Genomic DNA, 20,435 nt, shown 5'->3' with positions numbered 1-20,435 from the left:
ATGGCGCACTTTATCGATAGGCGCCTGAACGGCAAGAATAAAAGCACGCTTAATCGTCAACGTTTTATTCGACGCTATAAAAAGCAAATTAAGGAAGCCGTTTCAGACGCCATAAACAAACGCAGTGTCACCGACGTGTCCAGCGGCGAGAGCATCTCCATTCCCGCCAAGGACATAAAGGAGCCGGTGTTTCATCAGGGCAAGGGCGGCTTTCGCGAGCAGGTGCACCCGGGCAATGATCAGTTTAATGCCGGCGATAGGATCAAGCGTCCTCCCGCGGGCCAAAGCGGTGGCGCCGGTGAAGGCGAAGCCAGCGACCAAGGGGAAGGCACGGATGACTTTGTGTTCTCCATCTCCAAGGACGAGTACCTCGATCTCCTGTTTGAAGACTTGGAGCTACCCAACTTACAGGAAAACAGCCTGGACAAACTGGTGCAGATGCGTACCCACAGAGCCGGCTTTTGTAGTGAAGGGGTGCCCAGCAACATAGATATAATCCGCTCACTGCAGGGCTCACTGGCACGCCGAGTGGCTATGACCGCGGGTAAAAAGCGCGAGCTGGCGGAGCTTAAACAAGAACTTATCCACCTTGAGCAGCAACCCGTGCCGGAGCAAACCCGCATCAATCAGTTGCTTGCCGAGATAGAGGAGCTGGAGCGCCAGATTTCGGCGGTGCCCTTTATCGATAACTATGATCTGCGTTTTCGTAACTATGAAAAGCGCCCTCACCCCACCTCCAAGGCAGTGATGTTTTGTCTGATGGATGTCTCGGGCTCCATGGATCAGGCCACCAAGGACATGGCCAAACGCTTCTATATCCTGCTCTACTTATTCCTGACCCGTACCTATAAGGATATCGAGGTGGTGTATATACGTCACCATACCCAGGCCAAGGAGGTCGACGAACAGGAATTCTTCTACTCTCAGGAGACCGGCGGCACCATAGTCTCCAGTGCCCTGAAGCTGATGCATCAGATCATTGCCGCCCGCTACTCCTCCAGCGAGTGGAATATTTACGCCGCCCAGGCGTCCGATGGCGATAACTGGGCCGATGATTCGCCCCAATGCGCCGAGGTGCTAAGTAACAAGATCTTACCCATGGTGCGCTACTACGCCTATGTGGAGATCACCAATCGCGCCCATCAAAGCCTGTGGCGCGAGTATGAACAATTGGCGGCCCAATTCGGTAACTTTGCCATTAAGCACATCACCTCGGTGGAAGACATTTATCCTATCTTCCGCGAACTCTTTAAAAAAAGTGCAAACACCACGGCGCAAAGCGCTTAGCATGAGGGGCGACTATGACCAAGCCTTTAAGTGACGGCCCAGATTGGACTTTTGATTTACTGGAACAATACCGAGAAGAGATCAAGCGGGTGGCCGAGCATTATAAACTCGACACCTACCCCAATCAGATTGAAGTGATCACCGCCGAACAAATGATGGACGCCTACTCCAGCGTCGGTATGCCCATAGGCTACAACCACTGGTCTTTTGGGAAGAAGTTTATTCAAACGGAACAAAACTATCGCCGTGGCCAAATGGGCCTGGCTTATGAAATAGTCATTAATTCCAACCCCTGCATCGCTTACCTTATGGAAGAAAACACCATGGCTATGCAGGCGTTGGTGATGGCCCATGCCTGTTACGGCCACAACTCCTTTTTTAAAGGTAATTATCTGTTTAAAACCTGGACCGACGCCGGCTCTATTATCGATTACCTGCTGTTTGCCAAGAACTACATCGCCGAGTGTGAGCAAAAATACGGCATCGATGAGGTGGAAGACATTCTCGACTCCTGTCATGCACTGATGAACTATGGTGTCGACCGCTATAAGCGACCGCAGCAAATCTCGCTCTATGAAGAGCAAAAGCGCCAGCAAGAGCGGGCCGACTACCTGCAGTCTCAGGTCAATGAACTGTGGCGCACCATTCCTACCAGCGAGCAACAAAAGCGCAAAAAGCGCCCCCGTTTTCCTTCGGAGCCCCAGGAAAACATTCTCTATTTTGTCGAGAAAAATGCGCCCTTGTTAGAGCCCTGGCAGCGCGAGATAGTGCGTATAGTACGCAAAATCTCTCAATACTTTTATCCGCAAAAGCAAACCCAGGTCATGAATGAGGGCTGGGCCACCTTCTGGCACTATACCCTGCTTAATCATCTGTATGACGAGGGCAAGTTAACCGACGGTTTTATGCTCGAGGTACTGCAAAGCCACACCAATGTTATTTATCAGCCCCCCTATAACAGTAATTATTACTCAGGTATCAATCCCTACGCTTTGGGTTTTAACATGATGGTGGATATTCGTCGCATCTGTGAAAATCCGGATGATGAGGACCGTAAATGGTTTCCTGAATACGCGGGGAGCGACTGGTTGGAAACCCTGCACTTTGCGATGCAGAACTTTAAAGATGAAAGCTTTATTAGCCAGTTTTTATCGCCACGGCTGATCCGTGAATTTAAGTTGTTTTCCATTGTCGATGACAGCCAACAGCCGCATTTGGAAGTCTCAGCGATCCATGATGAGAGCGGTTATCAAAAAATTCGCCAATCGCTCTCGGCCCAGTACAACCTCAGTAATCATGAGCCCAATATTCAAGTCTATGACATAGATATTCGCGGCGACAGGTCGCTGACGCTGCGCTACATTCCTCATCTTGGTATTCCATTGGCCGACTCCAAGGATGAGGTGCTAAAACATCTGCACAGATTGTGGGGATTCCCCGTGCGACTGGAGCAAGAAAATGCCGATGGCAGCATAGTAAAGTTAAGCAGCTGCCCCGCCGCAGAGCTGGATCTCGAAAACTAAGCGCCTCAGTTATAGAGGAGCTTAGTCTGCGGCCACTGTGGTTTGATTACGACCAGCTTGCTTGGAGCGATAGAGCGCCTTGTCGGCGGCCGCTATCCATTGCGGGTACTGTAAAAAACCACTGCGATATTGAGCGATACCGGCACTGATGGTCATACTCAATTGCACCTCCTCCAAGACCACCTTGGTACTGGCTATCAGTTGTCTAAGTCGCTCGGCAAACACCAGGGCACCTTGAGCGTCGGTATCGTATAAGATCACCACAAACTCTTCCCCACCATAGCGGGCCGCCATATCACTTTCGCGCAGCGTCCCCTTTAGCAATGCAGCCAGGTGCTGCAGTGCCTTATCACCACTGGCGTGGCCGTAGGTATCGTTAATGGCTTTAAAATGATCGATGTCGAACATCAGCAGGGAATCACAACCACCGTTACGCTTTAAGCGCTTAAACTCCTTATCCAGGGTTTCTTCCCAAAAGCCTCGATTTGGTAACTGGGTCAGGCTGTCGGTGCGACTGATCTGCTCCAGTAACCTGTTGGCCTCTTCAAGCTCTAACTTATTGACCGCTTCGTCGGTGACATCATAAATAATCACACAAATATGGGTCACCTCGCCACGGGTGTTGGTCAGTGGAATAAAGGTGGCGTTCTGATACATATAATCCGCTTTACCGGTGATCGGCCGATAGTTCTTAAAGCGGAAAATATAAGGCTTTTGCTCCCAAATGGTAAAAGAGCGGTTTTTTAATACAAACACTGACTCGGTTTTGGTGCGAAACCAGTGCTCATCAATGCTGGGAAAGACCTCAAATAATTCCTTGCCTTGCACCGCGCTTGGCAACAAGCCGGAATGATTTTCCATAAAGCCATTCCAGCTACAAACCCGATATTGTCTATCGAGCACCACCAGGCCAACGTCTACGGTGTTGAACATATCCAACAACCAGTGAACCTCGTGCATCTTGTAATCGGCTGCAGGCATAATCAGTCTTCCAGTAAATATTCGACTTTGTATTTCAGTGTCTTAAGCGAGTCTTCGGTGAACAGCAGCATAAGGTCGCAACTAATGTCATGACCTTCTATGCCATAGCTAATTTCGATCGCTAAGGTGCGTTGCCAGCGGCTGCGATTCGCTCTTACCAGTTCGGCTACCTGGCTATGCTGCCCCAGGACCACGGGATGTCCTTGGGAGAAATGCACATCCAACTGCTTTGCCAACCCGGTTAGCATGGCACCGATAAGTATGTTGCCGACGTCCATCAGCAGCTCCAACTCCACCGCGTCGTTAAGCTCACCACCATAATTCATCAGCGCAGCGATTTCTTTAAAGCTGGAGTCATTGAGCAACAGCAGCGCCTCACCGGAAATACCGCCACCAATAAAGCCCTGGCAAATCCCCGAGGTGGCCGCATTATGATCGATTGAATGCAATGCCATGGCCAACTCATTGACTTCCAAGATGTTGACATTGGGGATCGGCAAGGTGACAAAGACATTGAGCAAACGGGCCAGTAAATCACCGGCCTGGCCCATGGCGACATTGGTCAGTTCTTGATAGACATCGCGTACCTGCGGGTCGAGCCATTCGCCCAACTGCAACGCCAGGCGTCGACGCCGGGCACTGTCTTTTATGCCATGGCGATCGATGATCTGGGCCAACTTGGTGCTGTCGCAGGGCTTAGCAACAAAGTCGACGGCCCCGAGCTCACGTACCCGAGCTAAAGCGCTGGGTTGAATATCACCGGATACGATGATCACTATGACCTGGAGGTGGCGTTCCCGTATGGCCTGCAGCACCTGATAGCCGTCCATGCCCGGCATATTTAAATCGAGAAATAAAACCTCGGGATTGGCGGTCTCTAATAGAGCAAGGCATTCTTGGCCATTGGTTGCGTACATAAGTTGCACGTCCCAGTCTACGGGAAAGGAACGAGCGAGCTGTCGCCGGGCCACGCCGGAGTCATCACAGATCAATACTGGCGTTTTCATGACTTAGAATACCTGATACCAAGGTCTGAGAGGGGAAATGAAAAAATAATGTTTTTTGCTTATATTACAAAAGCTAACCGTTGATAATGGTATTAAAATTAACTAGTAAACTCAATTTAATTATAGACTGACGCTATCGACAAAGATAACGGCATACATTTTTAAACTAAGGCAAGAGTATGATAAATAAAGTATTGTTTAGCGCTATTCTACTGGCATCCAGTGTCAGCTACGGCGCCTTCGCAGAGCAAAGCAGCACCATCAACACCCTGGATGCCAATAAGGTCACCGCCAAAGGCAAGCCCGTCGTGCTGCTTGGTAACGGTGTTAGCGTAGGCCAAAAAGCCCCGGATTTTCGTGTCGTTGACGATACGTTTCAGGCCAAGGGCCTGGGCGATTATCAACAGCAAGCGGTGCTGCTAAGCGTGGTGCCAAGCTTGGACACGGGTGTGTGCAGCATACAAACCAAGCATTTTAACGAGCAAGTGGCGGCCAATTATCCGCAGGTTGCCATGCTGACCATCAGTACCGATCTGCCTTTTGCCCAAAAACGCTATTGTGCCGCCGAAGGCATAGACAAGCTGGAAACCCTGTCGGATGCGGTGTGGCGTGATTTCGCCGAGAACTATGGCTTACTCATTAAAGACATGGGTATTTTAAGCCGTGCCGTGTTTGTCCTCGATAAAGAGCACAAAATTATTTACAAGGAGCTGGTCAGTGAACTCTCAAAAGAGCCGGACTACAAAAAAGCCATCGCCGCGCTAGATTCGCTGTAAAACATCAGGCAATAAAAAAGCGCCTTCGGGCGCTTTTTTATTGCCTGAGTAACTCACCAGTTTTGCAACTGTGAATAGGCGAGCTCGACCAACAGTTCGATATGCTCGGCATCATCATTCAGAGCTGGGATATAACCTAAATGCTCACCGCCGGCCTCGGTGAAAATCTCGGCATTTTCCACCGATATTTCCTCCAGGGTTTCCAAACAATCGGCGGCAAACGCCGGGCACACCACCTGCAGCTTCTTCACTCCGGCCTGGCCTAACTCGGTCAAGGTTTTATCCGTATAGGGTTGCAACCACTCCTCTTTACCAAAGCGCGACTGAAAGGTCATAAGCCATTGCTCATCACTCAGTCCCAACTTTTGTGCGCAGCGCTCGGCGGTGAACTTGCAATGCTCATAATAGGGGTCGCCCTTACTAACACAGCGTTTAGGAATACCGTGGAAAGAGAAGATCAGCTTGTCCGCCTCGCCATGAGTTTGGCGGTATTTAGCAATGGACCCGGCCAAGGCATTAATATAGCTGTCGCGCTCATAATAATGCTTCAGGAAGCGGATCTCGGGAATATTGCGCACCTTGGCAAGATGCCGGTTCAGCTTATCAAACACCGCGGCGGTGGTGGTTGCCGAATACTGGGGATACAAGGGCAAGACCGCAATCTTGTCGATGCCACGAGCCTGCATATCATCAATTCTGCTTTGAATACTGGGCTGGCCATAGGTCATGGCATAATCCACATGAATTGACTGGCCGCTGTGGCTCTCAATGGCTTGCTTTAGCGCCTTTGCCTGACGCTCGGTAATGACGCGCAGCGGCGAACCTTCGCTTTGCCAGATAGACTCATAGGCCTTGGCTACCTTGCCCGAGCGGATGGGCAAAATGATACCATTGAGGATGACGGACCACACCAGCGGCGGGATCTCCACCACTCGGGTATCGGAGAGAAACTCTTTAAGGTAGGCGCGCACCGCAGAGGCCGTTGGCGCGTCCGGGGTACCTAAATTGACCAACAACACACCATAACGACTGGCTGGCTGCGTCAAAGCTAAAGACATAAACTCACTTTCCTTTCGTTGTTAGGATGTTGATTATACCCATAAAAGCATCGCTAGGATCAAAAAACCGCCTGACGGCGGTTTTTGTTGTTTAGGCGTTTAACCTAGTAGCTCAGCGAGTTGCTGGCTTACGGCTTCAACAGCCTGGGTACCATTTAACTTGTGGTACTGAGTGTTACCCGCTTGCGCTTCACCTTGATAGTAATCAACCAGTGGCTTGGTTTGCTCATGGTAAATGGCCAGGCGCTTACGTACCGTCTCTTCGGTGTCGTCATCACGGATAATTAGGTCTTCGCCGGTCACGTCGTCCTTACCTTCCACTTTAGGTGGATTGTAAACCACGTGGTAAACACGGCCTGAGCCTGGGTGTACACGACGACCGCCCATGCGCTCAACGATCACTTCGTCGGCAACATCAAACTCGATAACATGATCAACGGCAATGCCATTTTCTTTCATGGCATCGGCCTGTGGGATGGTGCGCGGGAAACCGTCTAGTAGGAAGCCATTTTCACAGTCGGCTTTAGCAACACGCTCTTTTACTAGACCGATGATAATATCGTCAGACACAAGTTGGCCCGCATCCATCACTTTCTTCGCTTCTAAACCAAGCGGCGTGCCTTCTTTAATAGCAGCACGTAGCATGTCACCGGTAGAAATCTGTGGAATGCCGTACTTGTCCATTAAAAACTGAGCTTGCGTGCCTTTACCAGCACCGGGTGCGCCTAATAAGATAATGCGCATAATCGTATCCTCGTGTCTGCGTTATTGGGGGTCATAAAATAAACTCAAATTTTTTCACAAGGACGGGTGTTACTCAAGGATAAAAAGGTAAAACTTTCGTCCAACATGGTTAACAGCCGAATTAGTAACCAGCCAGGCACAAAAAAGCCCGGTTATGACCGGGCTTTTTCAGTTCGTCTTTAAACGATTCTCTTATGCATCACGCTCTGCTTTTAAACGTGCTAGGCGTGCAACCTGATGAGTCGAGGTTAAGAAAGAGTAGATAGGCGCAAGGTAACCGCGCTTACGTAGCTCAAGGAAGTCTTCGTCGCTTAACTCGTTCAGTTTCTTCTCATCCACCAAGTAGATACCCGTGATGTCTTTTTTCTCACCCTTGATATCAACCGTTAGCGTTTGCGCTACCAATAGTTCTTTATCGGCAAGGTACTGAGTGAAGGCATCGGTTACGCCGCTGAACTCGATGAAAGAAACCAGAGCTTCTTTACGACGCTTAAGGTAATCCGTCTCTTCACCATTTTCGAACAAGGCATTGCCTTCTTCTTCGCCTACTAGCGGGCTGGCTTCGTCGATAACAACACCATATTGCTCTTGCTCAGGGTGCTTAACCAAACCTAGTGGGTAGCGAGTAACCGCTAGCGGGGCAAAACCTGCCTGCCATTGGTCGTCTTTGATAAATAGGTTTTCACCTGGCTCAAGACCGAATAAGGCAACCGCTTGGAATTTACCAGATTCATTGTTCTTTACGAATGCCATTGGGAATTCATTGGCGATACGGCCAAACTCGTGCGCCACAACTGGCACTAAATGCTGAGTTTTTAAAAATTCGATGTTCAGGCCATGTTTTACTTTGGTGTTGGCATGCTTTTCGTTATGCAAAGGCTGTACTTGTTGCTCCGCCATAATACTGCTCCATACTATTTACGTATTTATTACTTGTTGTGGCCTAAGGCTATCGGTTTTACTGGCAAAAAGAAAGCGAAAATACATTAAAGTTTCATGTCCCTTTTTCGCTTCAACTTTTTAAGATATGACGGTGTTCTCATTGTTGTCTTTAAGTGACATCCTCAGCCCTTTTACTAGCAAATTTTTTGCCCTTAACACAAGGCCAGATAAGGCTTTCAGGAAAGCCAAAGGTAATCAAACCTAGCCAGCCAAGGCGACAAAAAAGCCGCAATGATGCTGATATTTTGCCCTTAAAATACCCACATTGAGCACGCGTAATGTTGTGATTTCATTTTAGATAAGTGAAAAACCACCGTAAATTTTCCCTCACTTTCTGTTTTTGCCACCGGGTTAGACGAGGGTCAAAGTTGTTAATAAGGTGTATTAAAAAGCCAACAAGGCTATAATGACAGCGCTATCATAAAGAGGTGAATTCGAATGCAAGATACCCAAATTCGTTCTGTGCTTATTCTCGGTGGCGGCACCGCCGCCTGGTTAAGCGCCAATCACTTGGCCACTCAACTTAAAGGCGTCGACCAAGGTGGCGTTAAAATCACCCTGCTAGAGTCGCCTGATACCCCAACCATAGGCGTGGGCGAAGGCACGGTTCCCTTGATGGTGCACACCCTAAAAGAATTTGGCATCTGCGAGTCGGAGTTTATCAACGCCTGTGATGTATCCTTTAAACAAGGAATACGCTTTAACAACTGGATGCAGCCGCAGAACGAGCAACCGCATTATTATTACCACCCCTTTGATTATCCCTTGCTAAACAAGGATAACCTCGCCGCCTGGTGTCTCGACCCAACACGCAAGTTTGCTCATCAGGTCGGCACTCAGGCGCAGATATGCGATCAGGGTTTGGCGCCGAAAACCATCTGTTGCCCTCAATATCAGGGCCAGATGGCCTACGGCTACCATCTGGATGCGGCTAAATTCGCCGCCTTATTGGCGAAACAGGGTCGTGAGCAACTAGGTGTAAATCACCAATCAGTGCATATTGAGCAGGTGCAGTTGGATGATACGGGCGCCATCAAGGCACTGATCGATAATCAGGGCCGGGCCCACAGCGCCGACCTTTATATTGATTGCTCCGGTTTTAGCAGCCGCCTCCTTGGTCAGGCCATGCAGGTGCCCTTTGTCGACAAAAGCGACATCTTGTTCGTGAACAAGGCCCTAGCCATTCAGGTGCCTCATCAAGACCCTCAAGCCGAGCTGCCTTCATGCACCCTGGCGACTGCACAAAGTGCCGGTTGGATCTGGGATATCGCCCTGCCCACCCGCCGTGGCGTTGGTCATGTGTTTAGCGACCGTTATATCAGCACCGAGCAGGCGCACAAACAGCTAGCGGACTATTTAGGCATGGATGAAGATAAGGTCGAGGCCAGAGAAATAGCCATGCCGGTGGGGTACAGGCAAAAGTTCTGGCATAAAAACTGTGTTGCCATTGGCCTGGCGCAGGGCTTTGTCGAGCCCCTAGAGGCCACCGGCCTGTTAGTCTTCGATGCCACCGCCAAATTGCTGGCCAGTCAATTTCCAACAAATCAACATGACATGGCTGCGCTTAGTGAGCGCTTTAATGAGCGGGTCGGAGCCATGTGGGACAGCGTGATCCAGTTTATAAAGCTGCACTACGCCATTTCCAACCGTGACGACAACGCATTTTGGCGTGATAATCGCGACCCCAACGGTTGGCCGCAGGGACTGGAACAAAAGCTAAGCCATTGGCGTCATCACCTGCCCAGCCATTATGACTTTAACCAAGGCTTTGATGCCTTTCGCTTAGAGAACTATCTTTATGTGTTGTACGGCATGGACTTTAAAACCGATTTAAGCCACAGCCCGATGCGCATTGATTGCAGCCAAAGCGCCCAGTTACAAGAGGCCCTGGTCGCTAAGGGCAAACAACTCGCTACCCAGTTGCCCAGTAACCGGGCGCTGCTTAACAGCATTCGTACCCACGGGCTCAATAAGCGCTGAGCACGCAATTTAAACGCATAAAAAAAGCCAGTGAAGACTCACTGGCTTTTTTGCTGTAGCGCACAGCTTAAATTAGAAGCGGAACTGTAAGCCAAGCTTATAGCGTGCTTCGCCTTCGAAGAACCACGCCGGATAGCCGTCTTTAAGCTCAGGCACTACCTGGGCATCGCCTTCAGCCACACCGATTTGTACACTGTCTTCTTCGGTCAGGTTTACGGCTTCAAAGGTTACATCCAGGCTATCTGTCACCGAGTACTTGGCGCTCAAGTCCAAAGTGCCGTAGTCCTGGTGCTCACGGTTGCCATAGAAACCAGGTAACTCACGGATCATGTACTCAGAACGCCAGTTATAGGCAAGGCGCACGTTAAAGTCGTCGGTTTCATAGTAACCAACCAGGTTAACCGTATGATCCGATGAATCGGTAAACAGGGATACACGATCCGGGAAGTTTTCCGCCGGTGCAGATGAGTCCACCAAGGTGTAGTTCACCTGATAGCCGAAGCCATTATCGAATCCATCTTGCAATTGCAGCTCAAGACCTTGAATTTCACCGCCGCTACCGGTGCCCATGGTGGCTATGGTCCAGCTATCTACGCCTGAGTCATTATCAACAATGCCTATGCTTTGGTTAAGCACTTGATCGGTTTTGGTAAAGCTAGAAATGTCCTTGATAAAGTAAGTGGCGCTGAACATGGCGTCGCTATCGAAGTAGTACTCGATACCGAAGTCCGCCTGGGTCGCTTTGAATGGCTCTAGACCGATATTACCTTTTTTCAGTACCTCATTGCCCGAGGTACCATCGTTGTAACCGGCCAAAGTGGAAGCTGAGAACATATCCGCGTAGTTAGCGCGTGACATAACCTGGGCCGCCGACACGCGTAAGATCACGTCTTCGCTTAGGTCAAAGGCAATGTTCACACTGGGCAAGACTTCATCATAGTCCGCCTTGTCGGTGCTCAGGGTATCCGCGTAGTTGCCCATGGCATCAAGATCATAGTAGTCAGACTCGGCATCGGTAGAAACATAACGGACACCGATATTACCGCGCATCCCTTCTGCTTCGAAGTCGGCCATCAGATAAATAGCCAGGTTTTCTTCCTCTATGGTGCCGTAACCAGAGCGGTACACGTCCGAGGTATTATCAAAGCTAGCAATAGCGGCGTAGCCGTCGGCTATCATGGCATCCAGGTTTGGCTCTGGCAAAGTAAAACCAGCGCCAGAAGATACGGTACCTGAGTAGTAATTATCGGCGCTCTTCGCAGCGATACTGTCGACTAGATTCGCCGAGTAGGTGAGCTGCTTAACCTCATGATCGGCCCAGCGCACGCCGGTTTTAATGGCGGTAATGGCGCCAAAGTCTACCGGGAAGGTGAAGTCCACTTGTGCGTAAGTTTCTTCGTCCGAGTTAGGTTGCTTCTTCAGTGACCAACCGGCCGGTGATAAATCACCGTTGAAGTCACTGGCATCAAACTCTTTATTGGCGATATCAATCTTGATCACCTCGCCGGTGGCGTCATAGGTACCGGCGAAATCGGCTGGCGTGCCCAACCAGAAGCCATAGTTTGAAGTCAGATCGGTGCCCCCGTCGGACTGGGTATTACCAATGCGACCGCTCACCTCAAAGTTATCGGCCACATATTTAAAATCAAAATCAACCGTATCCGAGGTCATAGAGCCCGCACGCGCCCAAGTTTGTGCCCAGCCCGGGTTGGTATCATCGGCGCCACGACGGTAATAGGTACAGGTGCCCGAAGCGTTGGTTTGCTCACAGGCCGCCGCCTTGTCGTCCGGGAATATGGCAAATAACGAGGTATTAGCGTTATTGGCTTCAAGCTCCAGGCTCATGACATTTAGACCCAGCTCCAGGGCGTCGGTTGGACGATACTGAAACGCTGCATTGATTGCGGTGCGTTCACGCTCTTGTTGAAAGGTGGTGGGTACAATATCACCCCAACCTATCAGAGATTCGATGCCGTTACGCTGGTAGCTGGTTTCCGAATAGGCTGCCGCCAACAAGAAGCCGAAGTCTTCGTTGTCGTTTTTCCACGAGTACAGGCCCGACACATCTGGATCCGTCTCTTCAGAGATGGTGCCGTAGTCGGCCTTAATGCCACCGAAAATGGTGTTTGCGTCCAGGTCCAACGGCTTGCGTGTTTTCACGTTAACGGTACCACCGATACCACCTTCAACGGTATTCGCTTGTGAGGACTTACTCACCTCGATACCGCCCACTAACTCAGGTGGCAACAGGGTGTAGTTAAAGCTGCGGTCAATAGACTGTTGGTCATACCAACCAGTTGAGGCAACCGAATGACCGTTTAGCAAGGTACGGGTAAGCTGTGCCGAGGCACCGCGAATAGACACCTGCTGGCCCTGACCAAACTGACGGTTTACCGAGATACCCGAAATACGACCTAGGGCTTCACCCACATCGCTGTCCGGGAATTTACCGATATCCTCGGCGGATACAGCGTCGACTACCGAATTGGCGAAACGTTTGGTGTTCATGGCCGCTGCGAGTGAGCGACGAATACCACGAACTTCAATTACCTCAACGTCTTCTTTTAATTGAGTTTGCGTATCGGCCGCCACGGCAACACCGGAAAAACCGGCACCTATAGCCAGGCTGACGTTCACTGCTAATAAGCTTTTCTTAAAATTTTTAGCTAACACAGGATTCCCCTTGAATTATTCTTGAATCATTTTGTTGATTATCAAATCACTTCTGCCCAGTGATGATGACAACGCTGTCATCTACTAACAAACCATACACTCAAAATTACAAATTCGCTACATCTTTTGTCTTTTTAGTTTAAAAAAAGCACTAATTTAATTGTAACAAATTGATTTTATTTGATTTAGCAATGAGCCATAGCGGGTTTGTGGATTGAATCGCGGCGAATATAGCACAAATTGTAGAGTAAGAGTAAAGTACGCGATAAGTGCGGGTTAATGTGCGGTTGTGATTGCAAGATGCGCAATTGCTAAATACGATTGCCATATAAAGCAGCCATGCCTGAGACACGGATGAAGCCCTCCCAAGGCCATAAAAAAACGCAGTCTAAGCTGCGTTTTCTGTATTTTAAAGGCCAAGCCTTACGGGTAATTATTTACGGAGCCCAGTATACTTCCAGTTCGATGTCTGGATGCTGTAACACAGCCCGTAAAGGCATCGCCTGCACGTCGCCACCGGCTTTTGCTTCTTTGTAGACAGCCAGTTTTTCCTCGCCGCTGATCAACAACTTAACCACTCGCGACTGAGCAATGGCATGCAAGGTGAGGGTCATACGTTCTGTAATAGCGCCGGTCACCTCGCTTTCGATGGCATTAATTGCACACACCAGTTGTGGCGACGACAAACCCGTTTCTAACCCCTGCGCATGAGGAAATAACGACGCGGTATGACCATCCGGGCCCATGCCCAAGATGGTGACATCGAACGGGCGCTGTATCTGTGCATACATTTGCTCACACTGCTCTACTCCGGCCTCGGCTGTGGCAGCACCGTTTTTCATGGTAATAAAGTTGGCGCTGGCGGCCTTATCTTGCAACAAGGTGCTGTTAATAAAGCTTTCGTTACTTTTGTCATGGTCGGCATCGACCCAGCGCTCGTCAACCATGGCTACGTCAACCTTATCCCAGGCGATGTCTAGGCCCGATAGATACTTATAGGCCGGCGCCGGTGACGAACCACCGGATACCAGTAACGACGCACGTTGACGTTCGTTTAGAGCAGAGGTTAAACGCTCTGCAAGCGATGCTGCCAGGGCTTGGGTCATCTGCTCTTTTGAGTCAAAAAAATGCTCTTTGATGGTCACCATTAAGCGCCCTCCCCGGTGTTGAACCAACGATGCTTTGTTTCCGCCAACAGTTCATCGGCATCGACTGGCCCCCAGGTACCGGCACGGTACAAGGCCGGAGCACCTTGCTCTTGCCAGCGTTCAATAATGGGATCAATCCACTGCCAGGCCTGACGTACCTCATCACGGTGAATAAAGAGCGCCGGGTTATTGGCCGCGGCATCAAGCATCAAGCGCTTATAGGCATCGGAATGAAAACCCGAACCATAGGACTCGGATAATTCAATGTTCAAGGTCACCGGCTCAAGCTGCATCTCGAGGTTGTCTAAACGCTTTGACATCAGCGTGAGTTGAATGCTTTCTTCCGGCTGCAAGCGGATCACCAAGCGGTTTGGTTGAATGGGGCCCACACTCTCATCATAGACATTATGAGAGACCGGTTTGTACTCCACCACGATTTCGGCACAACGTTTTTTCATGCGCTTGCCGGTACGCAGATAAAAGGGCACGCCCGCCCAGCGCCAGTTATCAATATGCGCCCGAATGGCAACAAAGGTTTCGGTATTACTAGGACCGTCTGCCAACTCTTCGAGGTATCCCGGGACGATTTTGCCATCGAGCTCGCCCGGTACATACTGACCACGCACGATATTGTCGTCAACCTGCTCGGCCACTAGCGGGCGCAGCGCCTCAAGCACTTTTAATTTTTCGGTGCGAATGGAGTTGGCATTGAGCTTATGCGGCGACTCCATGGCTACCAAACACAGTAACTGCAACAAGTGGTTTTGGATCATATCGCGCAGCGCCCCGGCCTTATCATAGAAGCCGGCGCGGCTCTCCAGGCCCACGGTCTCGGAAATACTGATTTGAATGTTGTCTATGGTTTTGGCATCCCACAGGTTTTCAAATACCGAATTGGAGAAACGCAGCGCCATCAGATTTTGCACCGTCTCTTTGCCCAGGTAGTGGTCGATACGGAAAATCTGCTCTTCGCTAAAATATTGAGCGATCTTGGCATTGATCTGCTCCGCGGATTTACCGCAGTAGCCGATGGGCTTTTCCACCACCACTCGCGAGGTGTCGGTGATCAATCCCTTGGTGGAGAGAATTTCACAGCAGGTGCCGTATACCGCCGGCGGCAAGGAAAGGTAAAAGACGCGTGATTTATCTTCATCATGCTCACCAAGTATCGCTTTCAACTCATCCCAGTGGGCGTCGGCCTCGGTTACATTAACCACCACGGGCACCAGATACTTGGCAAAGGCTTGCCAGTCTTTATTGTTGTATTCACCTTTACTCAGGTGCTCTTTAAGGGCGCTGTGTGCGGTGTCAATATACGCATCACGTTGCTCTGTGCCGCGTACGGTAGGTAAGATCCGCGTTCCTTGTGGCAAGTTCCCTTCCTGATAAGCGCGATACATGGCCGGTAGCAACTTGCGCAAAGCAAGGTCGCCGCCGCCACCAAAGATGATGATATCAAAAGGATTTAGCATGATTTACTCTCTACCTGTTTATTGTGTGTTCCGACAAGCCAGCGATGCCAAGCCTGCAAGTGGCACATTCGTTGTTCTTATTGGGAATTATAACAAGCGCTAGGCTAGTGACCCTGATGTTAGTGTGCACTCATGGGTGCCGATAGCCGTTAGCGCCAGCGTTTACTTATTGGTGCTGACGAAAAAGGCAAAGCTCCGACCCTAGATATCTAGCAATCGGAGCTTGGGAATAAATGAGCTTTAGGGTCACTGTAATTCCTCTCACAAAAATACAGGCCCCAAAGACTCCAGCGCTACCCGTTCAAAGGTATTCTGTAAGCCGTCCCCCTTCAGGAAGAAGGCATTAATGGCTTCGCTGCTAAGCAGCTAATTTGTTAGTGGCGTTTATTAAGATAATACGCCATCAGTCCCTGCGTTGAACTATCGTGCTCCCCAACACTGTGTGCACGCAGCTCTGACTCGATATTCTTTGCCAGTCCCTTGCCAAGCTCGACGCCCCATTGATCGAAGGAGCAAATCTCTAAAACGATCCCCTGCACGAATATCTTGTGTTCATACAAGGCAATTAAGCGCCCTAGCCCTCGAGCATCGACCTTATCGAGGATAAGCGAGCTTGTTGGCCGATTGCCCTGATGAATTTTATGGGCAATAAGCGTTTCTATTTGTTGCTCACTGACACCCTTTTGCAGCAAGTCGGCTCGGACCTGCTCGGCATCAACGCCATTCATCATGGCCTCGCTTTGGGCGAAGAAGTTCGACATAAGAACATCATGATGTCTCTCAACGTCCGTTTGCGGCTGTACCGAGGCGATAAAGTCCGCTGGAACTATGGTCGTGCCTTGGTGCAGATACTGGTAAAAAGCATGCTGGCCATTGATCCCCGTCATACCCCAGATCAAGGGCACCGTATTGTAGTTCACGGACTCGCCGGCAAAGTTTACCGCCTTACCATTACTTTCCATTTCACCTTGCTGCAGATAGGCCGGCAACATATGCAGGGCCTGATCATAGGGCAAAATGGCCTGGGCTCGATGATCTAAAAAGCTGGTATTCCAAACGCTCAATAACCCCATTAATACAGGGATATTGGCGGCCAAAGGTGCCTGGCAAAAGTGTTCATCAATCTCAAACGCCCCGGCCAATAATTCTGTAAAGGCCTCAAAGCCGAGGTACAAAGCGATAGGCAAACCTATCGCACTCCACATCGAAAATCGACCACCAACCCAATCCCACATGGTGAATACGTTTTCATCGGCAATGCCAAACTCGGCGGTTTTTTGTAAATTCGTACTCACCGCAACAAAATGCTTGGCCACGGCCTGATCATTTTTTGCTGCGTCTTTTAGCCAACGCACCGCAGTGGTGGCATTGGTCATGGTCTCTGACGTGGTAAAGGTTTTCGATGACACCACAAACAAGGTAGTTTCTGGGTCGAGCCGCTTTAATACCTGTGCAATCTGCACGCCATCAACGTTAGAGATATAATGCACCCCAAGGGTTTCATCGGCATAACTTGCCAGAGCTTCGGTGGCCATTTGCGGGCCTAAATTCGAGCCACCAACACCAATACTGACGACGTCACGAATGGCTTTATTGCTATAACCCAGCCATTGACCACTGCGTACCTTGTCGACAAAGGCGGCCATTTTTGCCAGCTCATTGTGTACCTGTTCAACAACATTTACGCCGTCAACCTTGATAGCCCGATTACCCGGATTACGCAGTGCGGTATGCAAAACCGCGCGTTGCTCGTTGAAATTAATCTTGTCACCGGCAAACATTTTGTCGCGCCATTTGGGCAAGTCACATTGTTCTGCCAGCTCGACTAATGTGTCGCGCACCTGCACATCTATCAATTGCTTGGAGTAGTCAAATAACACCCCGGGAATGGTCAATGACAGCGTATCAAAACGGTTCTGGTCGGCTGCAAACAAGTCTTTAAGGTGCGTGTTTTTCAACCCCTTTGCCTGCTCTTTAAGCGCCAGCCAACTAGTTAATTGTGAACGACTTGCTACCATTGTTAATTCCTTATATTTCTAACTAGATTAATAGGCCTTCGCGGTCCCTGACCACGAATCGACTCACTCTCACCACATTTTTCTCTATTTTTGTGAAAGTTCGAGGACAAACCCACCAATCTTGCATTTTAAATTGCCGTTAAAAGTGAACGTTAAGTTAAAATGACAACGCTGTCAAATGGCTAATTTTAAATTTTATGAGCGGATCATAGCGCATATTTTCGTCCTTGACACCGGTATCATTAGGAAAATTTAAAATTTTCTCTGCTAATTATTCATAACTTTAGATACACTCAATGAAAAATTGACCTAGAGTCATTTTTCTTTGAAAACAGCTGCTGGAACCTAGTTTGCCGAACTGGCTCGCCAACTTGGCTTATCTGGGCTAAGCGGTAAGAAATTGTCGCAACCATACGCTGCATGGCGAGAAAAAGCCGGGAGCTACGCCACTAGGTCACTAATTAGACACACTAATTAGGTAACAAATACGGGCATCGCCTTGCGCTGCCGAGATAATAAGAAACGCTCATGAAAGTAACCATCAATGACGTTGCGAAACTGGCCGGGGTGTCAATGAAAACGGTTTCGCGGGTAATTAACAACGAACCTTCGGTACGCAAAAAGACCCATGATTTGGTGATGGCCGCGGTCAAAGAGCTAAATTACCAACCCAACCTCGCTGCCCGTAACCTAGCCGGTACCTCTTCCTACGCCATAGGTTTAGTCTATGACAACCCCAATGCCTATTATGTAATAGACATGCAAAACGGTGTGCTCTCTCGTTGCCGTCAAGAAGGCTATGAGCTGGTTATCCACCCCTGCAGCTATGCCGATGACAACATGAAAACCGAGCTAAAAACCATGATCCGTCGCTCCCGTATCGCCGGTCTGGTGCTCACCCCTCCCTTGTCGGAGCAACAGGAGCTGATCGACGAACTGGATGAGATGAACATGCACTATGTGCGCATTCTTTCTGGTCGCGGCGATGACAACGACAACAATTCCTGTATTTATGTGAATGACTATGCGGCGGCCTACGAGATCACCTCTCACCTGTTGCAGCATGGTCATAAAAACATTGCCTTTATTTGTGGTGATCAGGGACACAAATCCACCGCAGAACGCTTGGCTGGCTATCAACAAGCACTGGCCGATCATAAAATTGAAGCCCGAGAATCCCTGCTCTACCGCGGCGAATATTCCTTTGAATCTGGCGTCGAGGGCGCCAAAGAGCTACTAAAAGATAACAATCGCCAGGGCATCACCGCGGTGATGGGCGGTAACGATGAAATCGCCGCCGGTGCCTTGTTTGCCGCGCGTCTAATGAATATTGCCATTCCCGGTGAGTTGGCCATTACCGGCTTTGAGGACTCCCCCTTCTCCAAGCAGACCTGGCCCAAGCTGACCACCGCCCATCAGGATAATGATGAGATCTCCCAGCATGCGGCACGACTTTTGTTCAGCAAAACCCGGGGCGCACGCAATCAAGATAAAGACATCACTCGTATCTTCACTCCAAGCCTGGTGATCCGCGGCAGCTCCGACGCCAAAACCGCCTAAGCACAAACATGGCGGTCTCAGCACCGCCACAATCTCGCAAATGACCATCGCAACTGTTGTGAAATGACCGAGAAATAAGGATAATAGTTCGGTTCTTTTCAGCTTCTTGGGTGCCTATGACGGAATATCTCTTACTGCTTGTCAGTACCGTATTGGTCAACAATTTCGTATTAGTACAGTTTTTGGGTCTGTGCCCCTTTATGGGCGTATCTAGCAAACTGGATACCGCCGTTGGCATGTCACTGGCCACCACCTTTGTACTGACCTTGGCTTCCGTCACTAGTTACCTGGTGAATCAATATATCCTGCTGCCTTTAGAGCTGACCTTTTTACGCACCATGAGCTTTATCTTGGTGATCGCCGTGGTCGTGCAATTTACCGAAATGGTAGTACAAAAAACCTCACCCACACTCTACCGCTTACTCGGTATCTTCTTACCCCTGATCACCACCAACTGTGCCGTGCTTGGGGTGGCCTTGTTAAATATTAAAGAGCAGCATAGTTTTGTCGAGTCGGCCGTCTACGGCTTCGGCGCCGCCGTGGGCTTTTCGCTGGTGCTGGTGCTGTTCGCCGCGATGCGGGAGCGTCTGGCCGGGGCCGATGTGCCGGTGCCTTTTAAGGGGGCGGCCATCGCCATGGTCACCGCCGGATTAATGTCTATGGCCTTTATGGGCTTTAGCGGATTAGTTAAGTTTTAATGATGATTTTATTTTACGCCCTCTGTGCAGTGGGCATATTAGCGTTAGTGTTCGGCGTAATCCTCGGCTTTGCCGCGGTGCGCTTTCGCGTTGAAAGCGACCCCATTGTCGAGCAAATCGATGCCATTTTGCCGCAAACCCAATGTGGTCAGTGCGGCTATCCGGGCTGTCGCCCCTATGCCGAAGCCATCGCCAATGGTGATGAGGTCAACAAGTGCCCACCAGGCGGTGATGCCACGGTCAAAAAATTAGCGGATCTTATGGGCGTGGAAGCAACTCCCTTGGCCGGGGGCGAGCAAGCCGAGCCGGAAAAAAAAGTGGCCTATATTCGCGAAGACGAATGTATCGGCTGTACCAAATGTATTCAGGCCTGTCCGGTCGATGCCATCGTTGGCGCCACGCGACAGATGCACACGGTACTGATTGACGAATGCACTGGCTGCGACTTATGTGTCGACCCCTGCCCGGTGGATTGCATCGACATGGTGCCGGTCGCGCAAACCAAACAAACGTGGAAATGGCAGTTGCAAGCCATCCCCGTGACACAAATTGATTAAGAGGTGCAGTG

At 50.0% G+C, this 20,435-nt stretch carries 16 protein-coding genes; 7 read left to right on the top strand and 9 right to left on the bottom strand.

The genetic code is table 11. From position 1 onward, the window contains the following. Positions 1 to 1,287, top strand: a complete 1,287-nt coding sequence (locus C2M36_RS12015) for a YeaH/YhbH family protein (protein ID WP_105255090.1) — start codon at positions 1 to 3, stop codon at positions 1,285 to 1,287. A 14-nt stretch (positions 1,288 to 1,301) separates the two neighbouring features. Next, on the top strand, positions 1,302 to 2,810 hold the full coding sequence (locus C2M36_RS12010) for a SpoVR family protein (protein WP_105255089.1): 1,509 nt from the start codon (positions 1,302 to 1,304) through the stop codon (positions 2,808 to 2,810). Positions 2,811 to 2,831: 21 nt separating this feature from the next. Here C2M36_RS12010 and C2M36_RS12005 read toward each other — a convergent pair whose 3' ends face one another. Both C2M36_RS12005 and C2M36_RS12000 read right to left on the bottom strand, forming a co-directional pair. After that, positions 2,832 to 3,791 carry a sensor domain-containing diguanylate cyclase gene (locus tag C2M36_RS12005; protein ID WP_105255088.1) on the bottom strand — a complete coding sequence of 320 codons (960 nt, stop codon included), beginning with the start codon at positions 3,789 to 3,791 and terminating at the stop codon, positions 2,832 to 2,834. Between the two features lie 2 nt (positions 3,792 to 3,793). Continuing rightward, a complete protein-coding gene (locus C2M36_RS12000; protein WP_105255087.1) occupies positions 3,794 to 4,798 on the bottom strand; it encodes a response regulator in 1,005 nt (334 codons plus the stop codon). Positions 4,799 to 4,977: 179 nt separating this feature from the next. Here C2M36_RS12000 and tpx point away from each other — a divergent pair, with 179 nt between their 5' ends. Next, on the top strand, positions 4,978 to 5,574 hold the full coding sequence (gene tpx / locus C2M36_RS11995) for a thiol peroxidase (RefSeq protein WP_105255086.1): 597 nt from the start codon (positions 4,978 to 4,980) through the stop codon (positions 5,572 to 5,574). A 53-nt stretch (positions 5,575 to 5,627) separates the two neighbouring features. Here the strand turns inward: tpx and hemH are convergent, their stop codons facing one another. From hemH to C2M36_RS11980, 3 genes are all read right to left on the bottom strand, one after another. Beyond that, on the bottom strand, positions 5,628 to 6,632 hold the full coding sequence (gene hemH, locus C2M36_RS11990; RefSeq protein WP_105255085.1) for a ferrochelatase: 1,005 nt from the start codon (positions 6,630 to 6,632) through the stop codon (positions 5,628 to 5,630). Between the two features lie 99 nt (positions 6,633 to 6,731). Continuing rightward, a complete protein-coding gene (adk, locus tag C2M36_RS11985; protein ID WP_105255084.1) occupies positions 6,732 to 7,376 on the bottom strand; it encodes an adenylate kinase in 645 nt (214 codons plus the stop codon). Between the two features lie 192 nt (positions 7,377 to 7,568). Continuing rightward, positions 7,569 to 8,276 carry a SapC family protein gene (locus C2M36_RS11980; RefSeq protein WP_105255083.1) on the bottom strand — a complete coding sequence of 236 codons (708 nt, stop codon included), beginning with the start codon at positions 8,274 to 8,276 and terminating at the stop codon, positions 7,569 to 7,571. Positions 8,277 to 8,756: 480 nt separating this feature from the next. On the opposite strand from C2M36_RS11980, the gene C2M36_RS11975 reads away from it, so the two are divergent. After that, positions 8,757 to 10,298, top strand: a complete 1,542-nt coding sequence (locus C2M36_RS11975; protein WP_105255082.1) for a tryptophan halogenase family protein — start codon at positions 8,757 to 8,759, stop codon at positions 10,296 to 10,298. 72 nt (positions 10,299 to 10,370) lie between these two features. On the opposite strand, the gene C2M36_RS11970 is transcribed toward C2M36_RS11975, so the two are convergent. From C2M36_RS11970 to pgi, 4 genes are all read right to left on the bottom strand, one after another. Beyond that, a complete protein-coding gene (locus C2M36_RS11970; protein WP_105255081.1) occupies positions 10,371 to 12,971 on the bottom strand; it encodes a TonB-dependent receptor in 2,601 nt (866 codons plus the stop codon). Between the two features lie 437 nt (positions 12,972 to 13,408). Beyond that, positions 13,409 to 14,119 carry a 6-phosphogluconolactonase gene (gene pgl, locus C2M36_RS11965; RefSeq protein WP_105255080.1) on the bottom strand — a complete coding sequence of 237 codons (711 nt, stop codon included), beginning with the start codon at positions 14,117 to 14,119 and terminating at the stop codon, positions 13,409 to 13,411. Next, entirely contained in the window at positions 14,119 to 15,591 is a 1,473-nt protein-coding gene (gene zwf / locus C2M36_RS11960) for a glucose-6-phosphate dehydrogenase (RefSeq protein WP_105255079.1), read from the bottom strand. Before zwf ends, pgl begins: the two co-directional genes overlap by 1 nt. Positions 15,592 to 15,965: 374 nt before the next feature. Continuing rightward, a complete protein-coding gene (gene pgi / locus C2M36_RS11955) occupies positions 15,966 to 17,609 on the bottom strand; it encodes a glucose-6-phosphate isomerase (RefSeq protein ID WP_105255078.1) in 1,644 nt (547 codons plus the stop codon). Positions 17,610 to 18,137: 528 nt separating this feature from the next. Here pgi and C2M36_RS11950 point away from each other — a divergent pair. The 3 genes from C2M36_RS11950 to rsxB all read left to right on the top strand — a co-directional run bounded on the left by C2M36_RS11950 (position 18,138) and on the right by rsxB (position 20,424). Next, entirely contained in the window at positions 18,138 to 19,169 is a 1,032-nt protein-coding gene (locus tag C2M36_RS11950; RefSeq protein ID WP_105255077.1) for a LacI family DNA-binding transcriptional regulator, read from the top strand. Positions 19,170 to 19,285: 116 nt separating this feature from the next. Beyond that, the gene (gene rsxA, locus C2M36_RS11945; protein WP_105190380.1) at positions 19,286 to 19,867 is read left to right on the top strand and encodes an electron transport complex subunit RsxA; all 582 of its coding nucleotides are present in this window, start codon (positions 19,286 to 19,288) and stop codon (positions 19,865 to 19,867) included. Between the two features lie 2 nt (positions 19,868 to 19,869). Then, positions 19,870 to 20,424, top strand: a complete 555-nt coding sequence (rsxB, locus tag C2M36_RS11940) for an electron transport complex subunit RsxB (RefSeq protein ID WP_105190674.1) — start codon at positions 19,870 to 19,872, stop codon at positions 20,422 to 20,424. Positions 20,425 to 20,435 lie beyond the last annotated feature (11 nt).

It is taken from the genome of Pseudoalteromonas sp. T1lg75 (assembly GCF_002964705.1).
Lineage (GTDB): Bacteria > Pseudomonadota > Gammaproteobacteria > Enterobacterales > Alteromonadaceae > Pseudoalteromonas.
This window is presented reverse-complemented; position numbering and strand designations above follow the sequence as displayed.